Consider the following 16,464-nt stretch of genomic DNA (forward strand, 5'->3'; position numbering starts at 1 on the left):
GGCTTGTCCGTAGGTGCTCGCGTCCACTGTGTTGGTTCTGAGACAGCAACCAGACCCCACACACATGTCATTCCCCGTTTTCGGGTGGGTGGGGTGTGTGTGCGGGTGGTGTGTGTTTCATTGTGTTTCGGTGGTTATAGCGTGAGGGAAACGCCCGGTCACATTCCGAACCCGGAAGCTAAGCCTTTCAGCGCCGATGGTACTGCATGCGGGAGTGTGTGGGAGAGTAGGACGCCGCCGAACAATTCTTGAGTGAAGAGCCCTGCCGGGTCATCCGGCAGGGCTCTTTCTCGTTTCCCCGGCCCCCCTTTTTTCCACTACCTCCGCCCCCACTCCCTTGTCTCGGTCCCTGGCGAGACCAGCCGCGGAAAGGCTCCCCCTTCTCGGGGGGCTGACGGGGAGTGCAGAGAGGCCGGAGGGGAGGAGGGGTGCGGGCCCCGCTCTTTCCGCTTCTGTCAGAGCCGGCCGGCGGCCTTGAGGGCGAGGTAACTGTCCGCCAGTTCGGGGGCCAGCCTGCCCGGCAGGGTGTCCACGACGCCGACGCCCTGCCGGCGCAGCGTCTCGGCTACCCGGCGTCGGTCGGCACGGGTGCGGGCGGCGGCGGCCGCCGCGTACACCCCGTCGACGGTGCCCCGGGACGCCGCCATCTCGGCGACCCGGGGATCGGACACCGAGCCCACCAGGAGCGTGTGCCGTTGCGTGAGCATCGGCAGCACCGGCAGCAGCCCCGCCTCCGCGGGGGCCGAGTCGAGCCCGGTCAGGAGTACCACGAGCGAGCGCTGCGGGGCCCGTTGCAGGATGGCGGAAGCCATGCCCCGGGCGTCCGCCTCGACGAGCTCCGCCTCCAGCGGGGCCATGGCGTTCACGAAGGCCGGCAGTACGTCGCCGGCCGTGCGGCCTTGCACGGAAGCGCGCACCCGCCGGTCGTAGCAGAGCAGGTCCACCCGGTCACCGGCCCGGGTGGCCAGGATGGTGAGCAGCATGGCCGCGTCCATGGCCGCGTCGAGCCGGGGCACGTCGCCGACGCGTCCGGCTGCCGTCCGCCCGGTGTCGAGCACCACGAGGAGGTGCCGGTCCCGTTCGGGACGCCAGGTGCGCACGGCGACACCCGTCTGCCGGGCGGTGGCGCGCCAGTCGATGGACCGGACGTCGTCCCCGGGGACGTAGTCCCGCAAGCTGTCGAACTCGGTTCCCTCACCGCGGGTGAGCACGCTGGTCCGGCCGTCGAGCTCCCGCAGGCGGGCGAGCTTCGCGGGAAGGTGCTTGCGGCTCTCGAAGGCCGGGAGCACCCGCACCGTCCAGGGCACCTCGTGGTTGCCCTGGCGGGCGGCCAGGCCGAGCGGACCGTGGGAGCGGACCGTGACCAGGCGGGCCTTGCGGTCGCCACGGCGGGTGGGCCGGAGGCGGGTGGTCAGGCGTCGCCGCTCGCCGGCCGGGACGGTGGCCCGGTGCCGGGCCCCGCCGCCGTTGTCCCCGGGCGGGAGGCTGCTGGGCGGCCAGCCGTCCCGGAGCTCGGCACGGAGCGTGCGTCCGCTGGGGTTCGTGAGGCGGAGCTGCACTTCCGCGGGAGAACCGAGCCGAACTGATGTATCACCGGAACGGGTGAACTGGAGCGATCGCACTGGCGCGGCGCGTGCCAGGTCGTACAGGATTGCGAACAGCAGGAGGAGTTGGACGGCCAGCAGGCCGGTCCAATCGGGGAGCAGCAGTCCGACGAGAAGGGAGCAGATCGCCGCCAGAAGCGCGGCACGTCCGGTGAGAGCCATGGTCGCGACCGTGCCGGCTCAGCGGGGAACGGGTACGCGGGCGAGGATCGACGTGAGCACGCTGTCGGCTGTCACGCCTTCCATCTCGGCCTCGGGCCGCAGTCGTACGCGATGGCGAAGGGTGGGAAGGGCGAGGGCCTTCACATCGTCGGGAATGACGTACTCCCGGCCGGAGAGCCAGGCCCAGGTCCGGGCAGTGGCGAGCAGGGCCGTCGCACCACGGGGGGATGCCCCGAGGGTGAAGGAGGGGGAGCCTCGCGTGGCTCGACAGATATCGACTGCATAGCCGATGACTTCGGCAGAGGCCGCAGTCGCCGCGACAGCCGTCCGAGCGGCTTCCAGATCGGCCGGTCCGGCAGCCCGTTGTACGCCGGCGGCTTCCAGGTCGTGTGGGGTGAAGCCCTGCGCGTGACGGGTGAGCACGCCGACCTCCTCCTCGCGGGAGGGCAGCGGGATGGTGAGCTTGAGCAGGAAGCGGTCAAGCTGGGCTTCCGGCAGGGGATAGGTGCCTTCGTACTCGATCGGGTTCTGTGTGGCGGCCACCAGGAAGGGCTCCGGGAGCGGCCGTGCGGTGCCGTCGACCGTGACCTGGTGTTCCTCCATGGCCTCCAGCAACGAGGCCTGGGTCTTCGGCGGAGTCCGGTTGATCTCGTCGGCCAGCAGCAGGTTGGTGAACACCGGCCCGGGCTGGAACGAGAACTCGGCGCTGCGGGTGTCGTACACCAGCGAACCGGTGACGTCGCTGGGCATGAGGTCGGGCGTGAACTGCACCCGCTTCGTGTCCAGGTCGAGGGCCGCTGCCAGGGTCCGTACCAGCAGCGTCTTGGCCACCCCGGGGACCCCTTCGAGCAGTACGTGGCCGCGGCTGAGCAGGGCCACCACCAGACCGGTGACGGCGGCGTCCTGTCCGACCACGGCCTTGGCGATCTCGCTCCGCAGGGATTCCAGGGCGGCGCGGGCGGACTCGGCGGTAGGGGCGCTCACGAGGGTCGGTCCTTCTCTTCTGGGTTGGTGCAGTAGTGGCTGATCCGGCTCTGCAGCAGGTCGAGTTCGTCCGCGAGCCGGACGAGGGCGTCGTCGTCGGCCGGCGGGTCGCCGAAGAGCAGGGTGCGGGCACGACTGCTGTCAACGGTGTGCGGGGCGACGGCGACGGCCAACTCGTGCGGGTCGTGGGCCTGTGCGGCGGGGACGCCCACCAAGGGGGCGATGGACGCCCTGGCCTCGGCGCGCAGGGCGTCGGCGGCCCGGTCACGGGCGTGGGCCAGCCGGTAGAGGCGGGCACGGCCTTCTGTCGTCTCGGAGGCGTGGACGGCGACGGGCAGCCGCTCGGGGATCAGCGGGCCCAGCCGGCGGGCCCGCCAGACGGCGGCGAGTGCGGCGGCGAGCGCGAGTTGCCCGGCGCCCCACAGCCAGCCGGCGGGGACGAGTGCGAGCAGGCCCTGGTCGGCCTCGTCCTCGGCGGCGGGGTCGGACAGCGAGGGGAGATACCAGATCAGATGCGGGCGCGAGCCGAGCAGTTGCAGCGTGAGGGAGGCATTGCCGTGGCTGTCGAGACGGTGGTTGAACAGTGGGTCGGGGGCACCGAGCACCACGGTGTCCCCGGAAGTAACGGAAGTACCGGTGTCCTCGGGACTGCTCGTGCGGCCGTTCCCCGCGGGCAGCCGGAGCAGGGTGGGGAGTTCCCCGTGCGGATAGCACGCGTCCACGGTGTCGGCCGAGGAGGTGTAGGCGTAGCCGCCGAGTTCGGCCCCGCCCGCGCGCTCCGCGAACGACGCGGCGCACTCGGGCTGCCGGACCTCCACCTCCGTCTGCCCCACCGCCCCGACCCGCGGCGCCAGGATGCTTACTGATTCCGGGCCGGGAGCCAGCAGCACCGTCCGGCCGCCGCTGGGCGCGGAGGCGGCCCGCAGCCGGCGGAGCTGGCTGTCGCTCAGCAGGTCGGGGCTGGTCACCAGCAGGGTCCGGTCCGGACCGACGGCCTCGGTCGCGTCCTCGGTGGTGGTCACCACCGAGACCTCCACGCCGCGCTCGGTGAGCAGCTGAGCCGCCGCGCGACTGCCGAACCGCTCGGCGGACCGCGGGTCGAGCTCGCCGTACTGCGCCTCCGACCTCAGGGCGGCGACGGCCAGACCGGCCAGGAGCAGCACGAGGACGCCGAGGAGCGGCCCGCGCACGCGGCTCCAGTGCCGGGCCGCCCCGACGGACCGGGAGGTGCCCGCTTCCGCCGGAGGACGGGTCGCCGTGGCCGTCGGCGGCGTCACGAGGGCGCCCCCGCTTCGCTCGCGGCGGCCGGTTTCGCGCTGCGCAGCGCGGTGTCGAGGTCGGCCAGCGCGCGGTACGCCTCCGGGCCGGAGGCGCGGCCCGCGTACGTGACCTCGTCGAAGGCGCGAGCGGCCGCACGCAGCCGGTCGGCGTGGGCGGGCAGCACCCGTCCGGCCTCGGCGGCGGCCTCGTCGGCGGTGCGGCCCGGGTGGTGGTCCAGCAGCTCGCGATCCTCCAGCTCGCGCACCAGGGCGCGCATCCGCTCCTGCACGGCTCCCGCCCAGTGCTCCGCGGCCGCGTGCTGCTCGGCGGCCCTGCGATGGGCGGAGGCGCGGTCCGGCCGCTTGTCGAACAGGGCGGCGGGACCGGTGCCCAGAGCGCCGCGCACGCTGCCGAGCCGCAGTCGCAGGGCGAGGATGAGGAGGACGGCCAGGACGCTCACGACCAGCAGACCGAACCAGCCGCCGGGCGTCACTCCGGCGGCGGAGGAGAGCAGTGCGCCGAGCTGCTCCAGTACCCAGTCGAGGGCCTGCCTGAGCAGGCCGGGCTCGTTCTCCTGGTACGCGGGGTCGGACAGCTCCCGTTCGGCCGCCTCACGGGCGCTCCCGCGGTCGATCACGAGCGGTGTGTCACCGTCGGTGTCGTGGTCCCGCGGCACGCCTCTGAGCCGGCTGGTGGTTCCCGTCATGGCATCAGCGGCGCGGCGCGCCGTCGTCCCCGCCACCGGGGCCGCCCGCGGGGCCTTCGGCGGCGCGGGTGAGTTCGATGTCGAGCCCCTCCCGCCGGATGCGGCGGTCGATGTAGAGCAGGGCGCCCACCCCGGCGCTGAACGGCAGGGTCACGGTGGAGACCAGCACGGAGCCGATTCCCACGATGATCAGGTACGGCCAGGTCAGAGTGGTCTGCCCGGTGAGGAAACCCTCCCCGCCGTCGCCCGTGAAGAGGGTCGCGACCGCCGTGGTGGGCAGCGAGACGACGAAGCCGATCACGGTGACGAGCAGCAGGGTCAGGATCTGCACGCCGAAGACGCGCCACCAGGCGCCGCGGACGAGCTTGGCGGAGCGCCGGAGGGCGCGCACCGCTCCCTGTCGCTCCAGCATCAGCGCGGGGGCAGCCAGGCAGAGCTTCACCCAGAGCCACACGGCCAGTAGCACGCCGCCGAGGATCCCCAGCAGGGCGAGGCCGGCGCCGGCCGCCGGGGAGCCCAGGGAGGCGAGCAGCAACCCGGGCAGGGTGCACACGAGGAGAGCGCCGAGGACGATCACGGTGATCAGCAGGGTCAGGCCGAGCAGGCGCAGGAGCAACGGCCGGGCGTCGTTCCAGGCCTCGGCAACGGACACCGACCGGCCCAGCACCGCACGGCTGACCACCATGGTGAGCATCGCGGTGACGATCACCGTCCCGATCATGGTGGCGAGCATCGCGATGCTCTCGCTGACCATGGTGCCGTTGAGCGCGTCCATCACTTCGGACATGCTCGGGTTCGGGTCGTTCTGGATGCTGGTGAGGTCGGTGAGGTCGCGGAACCACACACCGGTGACCACGGTGGAGATCAACTGGATCACGACCGCGATGCCGAGCGCGATGCCGAGGACCGGGCGCCAGTGGGCGCGCATCGTCGATACGGCCCCGTCGAGGATCTCGGTGACGCCGAGCGGGCGCAGCGGGATCACACCGGGCTTCGCCGCCCGGGCGTGCTGCCAGGCGCCGCCTCCGCCGCCCCAGCCGGTGGGCGGCCCGGCGGACGGCGGCGCCCCCCACGCCGGGGCGCTCCCCTGCGGCGATGCTTCCGCGCCCGGGGGCTGCCGAGCGGACCAGGCGGCGGGAGCGCCCTCGGGGGCGCTCTGCTCGGGGGACTGTTCCCGTTCGTCGTCGTGCTTCGGCGCACGGTCGCGGGGAGGTTCGGACGGGGACGACCCGGGCGAGGCCCAGCCCGGAGACTCGTTCACTGCGGTTCACCTCGGTCTTATGAGCACTGGTTGGCAGCCATCGTGCCACGGCGGTCGTCCGGATGTACCGGGCCCTGCCCCTTCGCCGTGCGACCGGGCACACTTGGCGAATGGCTGATCACACTGCGCCGGTCCACGGCTCGGTGGCTGTTCCGGTGCTGCGGTGGGACGAACTTCCCGAGGGGCCGGTCCGCGTGCTGCTGGACCAGACCCGGCTTCCCCACGAGGAGACCGGGTTCGTCTGCACGGACGTGCCCGCCCTCATCGGTGCCATCCGGTCGCTCACGGTGCGCGACGCCCCACTGCTGGGTATCGCCGGCGGCTACGGCGTGGCGCTGGCGGCGGCCCGCGGGTTCGACGTGCAGGAGGCGGCCGGGCAGTTGGCGGCCGCCCGGCCGACCGCGGTCAACCTGGCCCACGGGGTCGAACGCGTGGTGGGTGTCCACGAACGCGCGCTCCGCGAGGGGGCCACCGCGGAGCGGTCCGCCGCACTCGCGCTGGCAGAGGCGCGGTCGCTGCACCGCGAGGACGCGGAGTCCGGCCGCCGGATGGCGCGGCACGGCAGCATTCTGCTGCGGGAGCTGCTGCCCGGGGGCGGCCACCGCCTGCTCACCCACTGCAACACCGGCCGGCTGGTCTCGGGCGGGGAGGGTACCGCGTTCGGGGTGGTCCGGGAGGTGCACCGGGCCGGGGAGCTGCGTCGGCTGTGGGTGGGGGAGACGCGTCCGCTGCTGCAGGGTGCCAGACTGACCGCCTACGAGGCCGCACGGGAGGGCCGGTGCTCACCGACGGCGCCGCCGGTTCGCTGTTCGCCGCCGGGGAGGTCGACGCGGTGCTGATCGGGGCGGACCGCATCGCGGCCGACGGCTCGGTGGCGAACAAGGTGGGAAGCTGTCCGCTGGCCGTGCTGGCCCGCTATCACCAGGTGCCGTTCGTCGTGGTGGCGCCCGTGACTACGGTGGACCTCGCGACGGAGGAGGGGGACGGGATCGAAGTGGAGCAGCGTGCGGGGAGCGAGGTCACGGAACTGGCCCCGGGCATGCCGGTGACGCCCCTGGGCGCCCAGGCGTACAGTCCGGCGTTCGACGTGACCCCGTCGGAATTGATCACCGCGTTGGTGACGGACGCCGGTGTGGTGTCCCCGGTCACCGCAGCAGGAGTGGCCGGGCTGTGTTCCACGTCACCGGCGGGAACCTCACGATCAGGTAATGGGATGATGAACGCATGAAGGGACGCGTCCTTGTCGTCGACGACGACACCGCACTGTCAGAGATGCTCGGCATCGTGCTGCGCGGCGAAGGCTTTGAACCGTCGTTCGTGTCGGACGGGGACAAGGCGCTCGCCGCCTTTCGCGAGACCAAGCCCGACCTGGTGCTGCTGGACCTGATGCTGCCCGGCAGGGACGGTATCGAGGTCTGCCGGCTCATCCGCGCGGAGTCGGGAGTGCCGGTGGTGATGCTCACCGCCAAGACCGACACCGTGGATGTGGTGGTCGGACTGGAGTCCGGGGCCGACGACTACATCGTCAAGCCGTTCAAGCCGAAGGAACTCGTCGCCCGGATAAGGGCGCGGCTGCGCCGTTCGGAGGAGCCGGCACCCGAACAGCTCAGCATCGCTGACCTGGTGATAGACGTCGCCGGGCACTCGGTCAAGCGGGACGGGCGGTCGATCGCGCTGACCCCGCTGGAGTTCGACCTCCTGGTGGCGCTGGCCAGGAAGCCGTGGCAGGTCTTCACCCGCGAGGTGCTGCTCGAACAGGTCTGGGGCTACCGGCATGCCGCCGATACCAGGCTGGTCAACGTTCACGTGCAGCGTCTCCGCTCGAAGGTGGAGACGGACCCGGAACGCCCGGAGATCGTGGTGACCGTGCGCGGCGTCGGCTACAAGGCCGGACCGGGCTGACGTGTCCGCGCAGTCTCCTGCTCCGCAGGAGGAGCCGGAGCGGAAAGGGAACCCGAAGTCGGCGATGTCCGTCCTTCGGCAGGTCCGGCGCAGCGGGTACCTGCTCTCCGACGGGCTGCTGGCGGAGGGGGCCAAGGCCACCGGCAGCAGGGCGCATCCGCTGACCCGGATGTTCCTGCGGTGGATCCGGCGGCCCCTGCTGCCGGTGCTCCGGCTCTGGCGGCGGAACATCCAGCTCAGAGTGGTCGCCGCGACCCTGCTCATGTCGCTGGCGGTGGTGCTGCTGCTCGGGCTCGTGGTGATCGGCCAGGTGCGCAACGGGCTGCTGGACGCCAAGAAGCAGGCGGCCGAGAGCCAGGCCGCCGGCGGGTTCTCGGCGGCCACCGACTCCGCCGACCGCGCCGCCAGCGGGGACCCGGAGACCGAACCCGGGGGGAGCCCGACGATCACCAACGCGGCGACCTGGCTGACTCAACTGGTGCAGCAGCTCGCCAGCGGAGGCCAGGGTGTGTACACCGTGGTGGCGCTGAGCTCCAAGGACGAGGTGGCCCCGTTCGTCGCCGACGCGACGGCGAACACCCGCGGGCCCCGCGCCTCCGGAGACGTGCGCCCCGAGGAGAGCGTCTCAGCCGACCTGCGCGAGACACTCGACGCGGAGCCGAGTTCGTACCAGCAGTACGGCGAGATCGTCTGGACCTCCGGGGACACCGAGCCCGCCCTGATCATCGGCAAGCGTCTCAACGACGTCAACGGCAACCCGTACCAGCTCTACTACCTCTTCCCGTTCGACCAGGAGGAGAAGACCCTGACCCTGGTCAGAGGCACCCTCGCGACGGCCGGGCTCTTCGTGGTCGTGCTGCTGGGAGCCATCGCCTGGCTCGTGGTGCGCCAGGTCGTGACCCCGGTCAGGATGGCGGCGGGCATCTCGGAGCGGTTGGCGGCGGGCCGGCTCCGCGAGCGGATGAAGGTGACCGGCGAGGACGACATCGCCCGACTGGGCGAGGCGTTCAACAAGATGGCCCAGAACCTCCAGCTCAAGTTCCAGCAGTTGGAGGAGCTCTCCCGGATGCAGCGCCGGTTCGTCTCGGACGTCTCGCACGAGCTGCGCACGCCGCTGACCACCGTCCGGATGGCCGCCGACGTCATCCATGAGGCCCGGGACGAGTTCGACCCGGTGACGGCGCGCTCCGCCGAGCTGCTGCTCGGCCAGTTGGACCGCTTCGAGGCGCTGCTGTCCGAGCTGCTGGAGATCAGCCGGTTCGACGCCGGAGCCGCCGCGCTGGAGGCTTCGCCCACCGACCTGCGGGAGACGGTGCAGCGGGTGGTCGAGGGGGCGCAGCCGTTGGCCGATGCCAAGGGCAGCCGCCTGCTGGTGCGTGGCGACGAGCAGCCGGTGGTGGCGGAGGCGGACAGCCGCCGCGTCGAGCGGGTGCTGCGCAACCTGGTGGTGAACGCGGTGGAGCACGGCGAGGGACGGGACGTCGTCGTCACGCTCGCCCAGGGCCACGGAGCGGTCGCGGTCGCGGTGCGGGACTACGGCGTCGGACTCAAAGCGGGCGAGGCCCAGCGGGTCTTCAACCGCTTCTGGCGCGCCGACCCCGCCCGGGCGCGTACGACGGGGGGCACCGGGCTCGGGCTGTCCATCGCGATCGAGGACGCCCGGCTGCACGGTGGCTGGCTGCACGCGTGGGGCGAACCGGGCGGGGGCTCGCAGTTCCGGCTGACGCTGCCCGGCACGGCCGGTGAGGCACTCAACGGGTCGCCGATCCCGCTGGAGCCCCCGGACTCCCGACGCCGCGCCGGGCCGCTCCCGGCGGGTGGGGGCACCACGGGCGCCGTGGCAGCCGGTGGCCGGAGCGTGGCCATCGAGAGGGACGACGAGGGGAGCAGGGGTGCGGACTGATCGCCTAAGGACGGTGGCGGCCCTGACTGCCGGACTGCTGCTCTCCGGTTGCGCCTCGATGCCGTCCGGGGGCGAGGTCAGGAAGATCGACTCCCTCCAGCGGAGCGATGCCGACTCCCAGGTGAGGGTCTTCGGGGTGAGCCCGCAGAAGGGCGAGCTGCCGACGCAGATCGTGCGGGGCTTCCTGGAGGCCACCACGAGTGACGAGGAGGACTTCGAGACGGCCCGCAAGTACCTGACGAGGTCGGCGGCCGCGCAGTGGAAGCCGTTCGCGGGCATCACGGTGGTGGAGGGCGCACCGGACGTGCGGCCCGAGGGAGTTGGCTCGGACGCGCTGGGCGAGGAGTTCACCATCGAGGTCACCGGGAGCCGGGTGGCGCAGGTGGACGAGCGGCATGCCTACAGCCCGGGCGAGGGCGCCTACCTTGAGCAGTTCCGGCTGGCCAAGGAAGGCGAGGAGTGGCGCATCGACGGGGTTCCCGACGGGCTGGTCGTCGGTGACTCCGACTTCGAGCGGATCTACCGCTCGGTCAACACCTACTTCTTCGCCTCGCTCGGGGCGGAGGCGGCCGAGATCCCGGAGGGTCGCAACGTCCTGGTCGCCGATCCGGTGTACCTGCGGCGCCGGATCGACCTGGTCACGGACACCGTGCGCGCGCTGCTGAACGGGCCCACCCAGTGGTTGGGTGCCGTGGCGACCTCGGCGTTTCCCAGCGGGGTGCGGCTGGTGCCCAACCGCCGTCTGTCGCTCGACGACTCGGGCGCGCTGGAGGTCCGGCTGGCGGCCGAGGCGGAGGGGAGCCGGCTGAGCGTGGGGGAGCGGCAGTGCGCGCGAATGGCCGCGCAGTTGCTTCACACCGTCGACCAGCAGTCGGCGACCCGGGTGGACCGGGTGACGCTGGCTGACGAGCGCGGCCGTGCGCTGTGCCGGCAGAACCGGGACGACGCCGCGGTCTATGCGCCCGGGCTGCTGAACGGCGTTGCGGCCCAGCCCTACTTCGTGGACGGCGATCACCGGCTGGTGGCGCTCGACGCGGACCAGGAGCGCGCCTACCCGGTGCAGGGACCGTTCGGGAAGGGGGAGGTCCCGTTCGGTTCCGTCGCCGTCAGCCGGGACGAGACGATGGGCGCCGGTGTCTCGCTCGATCGCGCCTCGCTGTACGTGGACCCCCTCTCGGCCGATGTCCGATTCGACGACCCGCTGGTGACCAGTCGGGCGCCGCGCGAGGCCGACCGGCTGAGCGCCCCCAGCTGGGACGGGCTGGGCGATCTCTGGGTGGCGGACCGGGACCCGGACGATCCGCGGCTGCTGCGGATGCGGGACGGGCGCGGCGATCCGGAGGAGGTGGAGGTGCCCGGGCTCGGCGACGGGCGGATCGAGGCTCTCCGGATGGCCGCCGACGGCACCAGGATCGCGCTGCTGGTCCGGGAGGGGGACCGGACCACGCTGCGATTGGGCCGGGTGGAACGGGAGAACGGTCCGGACGGCGAGCCGTCGGTGACGGTGACCGGGCTCCGGCTCGTCGCACCGCGGCTGGAGAACGTGGTGGCCGTCTCCTGGGCGGGCGGCAGCAGGCTCGTGGTGGTCGGCAAGGAGTCCGGCGGGGTCCAGCGGCTCCGGGTGATCTCCACCGACGGATCTGCCGGGAACCCGCCGAAACTGCCGAGCGTGAACAACGTCAAGGGTGTCGCGGCATCGGAGGACGAGGAGAAACCGCTGCTGGCGGACTCCGAGGAGGGCATCGTCCGGTTGCCGCCGGGAGCCGACTGGCAGGAGGTCACCACGGAGGGGTCCGCACCGGTCTATCCCGGCTGATCCTGCCGGAGGCCGGACCGCGACGTTCCGGCCGCCGCGCACGTTCCCGCTGCACCGGTCGTTGCGACCGGTGGAGCGGCGGGCGACCGGCCCGCCGCCGGAGCGGTCGGGGACGGGGTGGAGCCGTGCGCGGATGGTGGCGCGAACTGGGCGAGCTGGTGCTTCCGGCGCACTGCGCGGGCTGCGGAGCGCCCGGCGGCGTGCTGTGCGGGCCATGCCGGGACTCGCTGTATCTGCCTTCACCTGTTCGGGTGGATTCCGGGCGGCCCGTACCGCGGCTGCCGCCGGTGTTCGCCGCCGGGGCCTATCGGGACGCGCTCCGCGCCGTACTCCTCGCCCACAAGGAGCGGGGGGCCCTGCCGCTGGCGGGAGCTCTGGGCGCGGGCCTTGCCGAGGCGATCCGCGCGGAGCCGCCGGGGCCCTGCGGCACCTGGCCGGTCGCGGCCGTCCCGCTGCTGCTGGTCCCGGTCCCCTCAGCCCGGCGAACGGTCGCGGCGCGGGGGCACGATCCGCTGCTGCGCCTCGCCCGCTCCGCAGCCGGCGCACTGCGCCGCGGCGGCAGGCCGGTGCAGGTGGTGCCAGCCCTGCGGCAACGGCCCGGAGTGGCCGACCAGGCCGGGCTGGACGCCGAGGGGCGCTCCCGCAACCTGGCGGGGGCGCTGGCCGTGCGCCGAGGTGCGGAGGGCCTGCTCCGGGGCCGTGCGGTGCTGGTGGTGGACGACCTGCTCGCGACCGGCGCCTCGCTCGCCGAGGCTGCCCGGGTGGTGCGGACCGCCGGCGGCCATGTCCGGGGCGGGGCGGTGGTCTCCGCGGTGCTGTGAGCCCTCCCCTCCGGGTGCCCGGTCGCGGGCGGAGTGCCCGGGGGAACCGGGCGCTGGGAACCGGCCGCGGCGGCGGGACGTTCGGCGAGGAGAGGACGGGGAAGGAGCGAGGTACCGGACGAGCAGGGAGTACGCGTCAGTAGGGGGTGCCGACCCTCCCCCACCCGAGGTACGTTCGGAGTGAGGAACATCGCACGATGTTCCGCGGTGCGAAACTCGTATCGGTTGCTGCGTTCGCCCGGCTCTGCTGATCGCCACTCTTTTCGAGTGGGTGGCGGTCCTCCCGATGGGGGAGAAGGAGGTGGAAGTCGCAACTCGACGTAGCGCCGGATGGCGGCGGGCCTTCCCGGGCCGTCCGGTTCCAGTGCACCAAGGACGGGTTCCACCGGTCGAGTGGAACGGTCCGGGAACGGAGTTCTGCGTGGACATCGTCGTCAAGGGCCGTAAGACAGAGGTTCCGGAGCGGTTCCGTAAGCACGTGGCCGAGAAACTCAAGCTGGAGAAGATCCAGAAATTCGACGCCAAGGTCATCCGCCTCGACGTAGAGGTGTCCAGGGAGCCCAATCCGCGGCAGGCGGAGCGCTGTGACCGGGTAGAGATCACTCTGCGTCACCGCGGGCCGGTGATCCGTGCCGAGGCGGCGGCCGGCGACCCCTACGCCGCACTCGATCTGGCCGCGGAGAAGCTGGAGTCCCGCCTCCGGAGGCGGCACGACAAGCGCATCTCCCGCCGGGGCGCGGGCCGGATCCCGGCGAGCGACGTGGCCGGCGCGGTACCCGAGGCGGCGACCCTCAACGGCGACGGCCAGTTGGCGCAGCGGTCCGCCGAGGAGGACACCGCGGTCGAGGTGACCAAGATCGGTCCGCTGGACGTGCAGGGCGAGGGCCCGCTGGTCGTCCGGGAGAAGACCCACAAGGCCGCACCGATGACCCTGGACCAGGCGCTCTACGAGATGGAGTTGATCGGCCACGACTTCTACCTCTTCGTCGACTCCGACACCAAGCACCCGAGCGTCGTCTACCGGCGGCACGCCTATGACTACGGCGTGATACACGTCGAGCCCGACCCGTTCGCGGAGGAGGCTCCGCACGGCGCGGGCGGTGCTCTCGGCGGCTGAAAGCCCCGGCCACCAGGTGCCTCCGGCGGAGTGGGACGCCCCGCCGGAGGCGGCCGTGCGCGGCCGTTCCCGCACACGACGGGTGGCGAGTGCGCGGGGGCGGCCGCCACCCCCGATAGCATGGGCATCCTGGCCAACCGGCCTCCTGCCCAGCCCGGTTGGCGCCGACCGGCATGGCCTGCAGGGGGAGGAACGATGGCGGACAGCTTCGGTCCCGCGATGCGCGACGCGTTCGGGGAGAGCGACGCGGTCGCGCCCGGGGAGAGCACCTGCGCGCCCGGGGAGGAACCCATCCGGGTGCTCGTGGTCGACGACCACGCCCTGTTCCGCCGGGGGTTGGAGATCGTTCTGGCCCAGGAAGAGGACATCCAGGTCGTCGGTGAGGCCGGGGATGGAGCGGAGGCCGTGGACAAGGCGGCCGACCTGCTGCCGGACATCGTTCTGATGGACGTGCGCATGCCGCGCCGCGGCGGTATCGAGGCCTGCACGGCGATCAAGGAAGTGGCTCCGAGTGCGAAGATCATCATGTTGACGATCAGCGACGAGGAGGCCGACCTCTACGACGCCATCAAGGCGGGTGCGACCGGCTACCTCCTGAAGGAGATCTCCACCGACGAGGTGTCCACCGCGATCCGGGCCGTGGCGGACGGCCAGTCCCAGATCAGCCCCTCGATGGCCGCCAAGCTGCTCACCGAGTTCAAGTCGATGATCCAGCGCACCGACGAGAGCAAGCTCGTTCCCGCCCCCCGGTTGACCGACCGCGAGCTGGAGGTTCTCAAGCTGGTGGCCACTGGGATGAACAACCGGGACATCGCCAAGGAGCTGTTCATCAGCGAGAACACGGTGAAGAACCACGTGCGTAACATCCTGGAGAAGCTCCAGCTGCACTCGCGGATGGAGGCCGTGGTCTACGCGATGCGGGAGAAGATCCTGGAGATCCGCTGACGGGCCCCGTCCCTGGCCGTGACCGCCCCCCGCCGTGAGCAGGTGGCGAGTGCCGCGCCCCGCGCGCCGGTCAGCCGCGCAACTGCGCGGTGAGCCGGGCGGCCAGGGCGGCGTCGTCGCAGCGCTCGACGCGCACGTCCTCGCAGCCCACCCAGGAGGCGGCCTCCCGCAGGGCCGCTCCCATCGGGGCCACTGCCGACGGACCCGCCATGGAGAGCTGGCGGGCCACCAGCGTGCGGCCCTCCCGGGCCGGGTCGACCCGGCCGAGCAGACGCCCGCCGGCCAGCAGCGGCATCGCGAAGTATCCGTGCACCCGTTCGGGCCGGGGGACGTACGCCTCCAGCCGGTGGGTGAACCCGAAGATCCGCCGGGTCCGCGGACGGTCCCAGACCAGTGAGTCGAACGGGGACAGCAGGGTGGTGCGGTGCCGCCCGCGGGGCACCGTGGCCAGGGCCTCCGGGGCGGCCCAGGCGGCCTTCCCCCAGCCCTGCACCGCGACCGGTACCAGGCCGGTCTCGCCGATCACTTCGTCCACCTGCTCGGTGCGGAGCCGGTGGTAGTCGGCCAGGTCGGACCGGGTGGCCACGCCCATAGCGGAGCCTGCCTGCCCCACCAGACGCCGGACGCACTCGAGGTCGTCGAGGTCGTCGTGGAGCAGTTCCGGCGGGATCGCCCGCTCCGCGAGGTCGTAGACCCGTTTCCAGGCCCGCCGCTCGGTGCAGACCACCTCGCCGGTGTCCAGCAACCACTCCACGGCAATCTTGGTCTCCGACCAGTCCCACCACTCGCCGCCCTTCTTGGCCCCGCCAAGCTCGGAGGTGGTCAGCGGGCCGTCCGTCCTCAGGCGGTCCCGCACCGCCGCGCACGAGGCCTCCCGGTCGGCGAGCCGGTGCCACCGGTGGCCCCTCGCCCGCCGCTCGCGCCGCCGGAAGGCGAACTGCGGCCACTCCTCGATCGGCAGGATGCAGGCGGCGTGCGACCAGTACTCGAAGGAACGCCCGCCCGACCAGTAGGCGGACTCGACGGCCGTCCGGCTGAGCGCTCCCAACCGGGCGTACGGCACCAGCTCGTGCGAGCGGGCCAGTACCGAGATGGTGTCCAGCTGGACCGCGCCCAGCCTGCGCAGCACCCCGGCAGCGCCGGCCTTCCGGTCCGGGGCCCCGAGCAGGCCCTGCGCGCGGAGCGCCAGCCGTCGGGCCTCGTCCGCGGAGAGCGGCAGCGGTGAAGTCGTCATCCGCACAGCGTAGGACCGGTCACCGACAGCTCCCTTCCGTGCGCTGGGGCGGAGGGTGCCTCCGCGGGGGCGGCCGGGGTCCCGGGCCGCCCCGGGCGTCAGGGGGAGGGCACGTACGGGGTGGCCTGCTCCCGGCCGAGGTCGGACGGGAGCAGGGCGGCCACCCAGGCGTCCCGCCGGACCCCACGGTGCACGATCCGGGACCGCTGGACGCCCTCCATGGCGAAGCCGATGCGCAGCGCCACCTCGCGCGATCCCGCGTTGCCGACCTGGGCGCACCACTCCAGGCGCTCAACGCCCAGGGCGGTGAAGGCCCAGTCCGCGACCGCGCGTCCGGCCTCCGCCGCGTATCCGCGCCGGCGGTGCTCCGCCGCCGTCCAGTACCCCAGCTCCGCCTGCCGCTCCGGGCCGCTGAGGGCGAGCCTGACCAGGGCCATTGACCCCACCAGCGCACCTTCGCTGGTGAAGGCGCCGAAGTTGTACATGGTGTCGTCGCGCCAGCCGGCGGGGTCGGCGTACAGCACGAAGTTCTCCGCGTCCGTGCGCCGGTACGGGGCCGGCAGCGGGGTCCAGCGGCCGATGTCCGGGTCCTGGCAGGCCCGGAGGACGGCGTCCACGTCGCGCCGCTCCAGCGGCCGCAGCGACAGACGTTCGGTTCGGAGTGTGACGGGTTCCATGACGGGCATTGTGACGGGGGGACCGGGCGGCACCTTCCGGGCCCCCGACACGTTGGGGGTACAGGGGCCGCC

The 16,464-nt window shown here is 72.7% G+C and carries 13 protein-coding genes, 1 rRNA gene and 1 pseudogene; 8 read left to right on the forward strand and 7 right to left on the reverse strand.

What is annotated here, in order from left to right:
- Positions 1–126 precede the first annotated feature (126 nt).
- Positions 127–243 (forward strand): 5S ribosomal RNA (gene rrf / locus H300_RS0119775).
- Positions 244–455: 212 nt separating this feature from the next.
- Here the strand turns inward: rrf and H300_RS0119780 are convergent.
- Genes H300_RS0119780 through H300_RS0119800 form a run of 5 tightly spaced genes read right to left on the reverse strand, consistent with a single transcriptional unit; the run spans position 456 to position 5,977 of the window.
- The gene (locus tag H300_RS0119780) at positions 456–1,766 is read right to left on the reverse strand and encodes a DUF58 domain-containing protein (protein ID WP_028428796.1); all 1,311 of its coding nucleotides are present in this window, start codon (positions 1,764–1,766) and stop codon (positions 456–458) included.
- An 18-nt stretch (positions 1,767–1,784) separates the two neighbouring features.
- Complete coding sequence (locus tag H300_RS0119785; RefSeq protein WP_051270233.1) at positions 1,785–2,783, reverse strand: AAA family ATPase; 999 nt, start codon at positions 2,781–2,783, stop codon at positions 1,785–1,787.
- Entirely contained in the window at positions 2,747–4,027 is a 1,281-nt protein-coding gene (locus H300_RS28065; protein WP_051270234.1) for a DUF4350 domain-containing protein, read from the reverse strand. Before H300_RS28065 ends, H300_RS0119785 begins: the two co-directional genes overlap by 37 nt.
- Positions 4,024–4,716 (reverse strand): DUF4129 domain-containing protein, encoded by a 693-nt coding sequence (locus tag H300_RS0119795; protein ID WP_078516163.1) that lies wholly within the window; start codon positions 4,714–4,716, stop codon positions 4,024–4,026. The genes H300_RS28065 and H300_RS0119795 overlap by 4 nt, the downstream gene beginning before the upstream one ends.
- A 4-nt stretch (positions 4,717–4,720) precedes the next feature.
- Positions 4,721–5,977 (reverse strand): DUF7847 domain-containing protein, encoded by a 1,257-nt coding sequence (locus tag H300_RS0119800; protein WP_028428799.1) that lies wholly within the window; start codon positions 5,975–5,977, stop codon positions 4,721–4,723.
- 110 nt (positions 5,978–6,087) lie between these two features.
- Here H300_RS0119800 and mtnA point away from each other — a divergent pair.
- The 7 genes and pseudogenes from mtnA to H300_RS0119835 all read left to right on the forward strand — a co-directional run bounded on the left by mtnA (position 6,088) and on the right by H300_RS0119835 (position 14,481).
- Positions 6,088–7,205: pseudogene (gene mtnA, locus H300_RS28070) on the forward strand (S-methyl-5-thioribose-1-phosphate isomerase).
- Positions 7,202–7,879, forward strand: coding sequence for a two-component system response regulator MtrA (gene mtrA, locus H300_RS0119810; protein WP_028428800.1), 678 nt, complete (start codon positions 7,202–7,204; stop codon positions 7,877–7,879). The pseudogene mtnA and the gene mtrA overlap by 4 nt, the downstream one beginning before the upstream one ends.
- A 64-nt stretch (positions 7,880–7,943) precedes the next feature.
- A complete protein-coding gene (mtrB, locus tag H300_RS28075) occupies positions 7,944–9,782 on the forward strand; it encodes an MtrAB system histidine kinase MtrB (protein WP_078516159.1) in 1,839 nt (612 codons plus the stop codon).
- Positions 9,783–9,795: 13 nt separating this feature from the next.
- The gene (locus H300_RS0119820; RefSeq protein WP_486583955.1) at positions 9,796–11,598 is read left to right on the forward strand and encodes an LpqB family beta-propeller domain-containing protein; all 1,803 of its coding nucleotides are present in this window, start codon (positions 9,796–9,798) and stop codon (positions 11,596–11,598) included.
- Between the two features lie 251 nt (positions 11,599–11,849).
- A complete protein-coding gene (locus tag H300_RS0119825) occupies positions 11,850–12,419 on the forward strand; it encodes a ComF family protein (protein ID WP_486583956.1) in 570 nt (189 codons plus the stop codon).
- 421 nt (positions 12,420–12,840) lie between these two features.
- Positions 12,841–13,536: a ribosome hibernation-promoting factor, HPF/YfiA family gene (gene hpf / locus H300_RS0119830; protein WP_028428803.1), complete on the forward strand. Its 696-nt coding sequence runs from the start codon at positions 12,841–12,843 to the stop codon at positions 13,534–13,536.
- Positions 13,537–13,731: 195 nt separating this feature from the next.
- Positions 13,732–14,481, forward strand: a complete 750-nt coding sequence (locus H300_RS0119835) for a response regulator transcription factor (RefSeq protein WP_028428804.1) — start codon at positions 13,732–13,734, stop codon at positions 14,479–14,481.
- Between the two features lie 70 nt (positions 14,482–14,551).
- On the opposite strand, the gene H300_RS0119840 is transcribed toward H300_RS0119835, so the two are convergent.
- Positions 14,552–15,715 carry a DNA glycosylase AlkZ-like family protein gene (locus H300_RS0119840; protein WP_028428805.1) on the reverse strand — a complete coding sequence of 388 codons (1,164 nt, stop codon included), beginning with the start codon at positions 15,713–15,715 and terminating at the stop codon, positions 14,552–14,554.
- A 98-nt stretch (positions 15,716–15,813) separates the two neighbouring features.
- The gene (locus H300_RS0119845; RefSeq protein WP_028428806.1) at positions 15,814–16,392 is read right to left on the reverse strand and encodes a GNAT family N-acetyltransferase; all 579 of its coding nucleotides are present in this window, start codon (positions 16,390–16,392) and stop codon (positions 15,814–15,816) included.
- Between the last annotated feature and the right edge of the window lie 72 nt (positions 16,393–16,464).

The organism is Streptomyces sp. TAA040 (assembly GCF_000424845.1).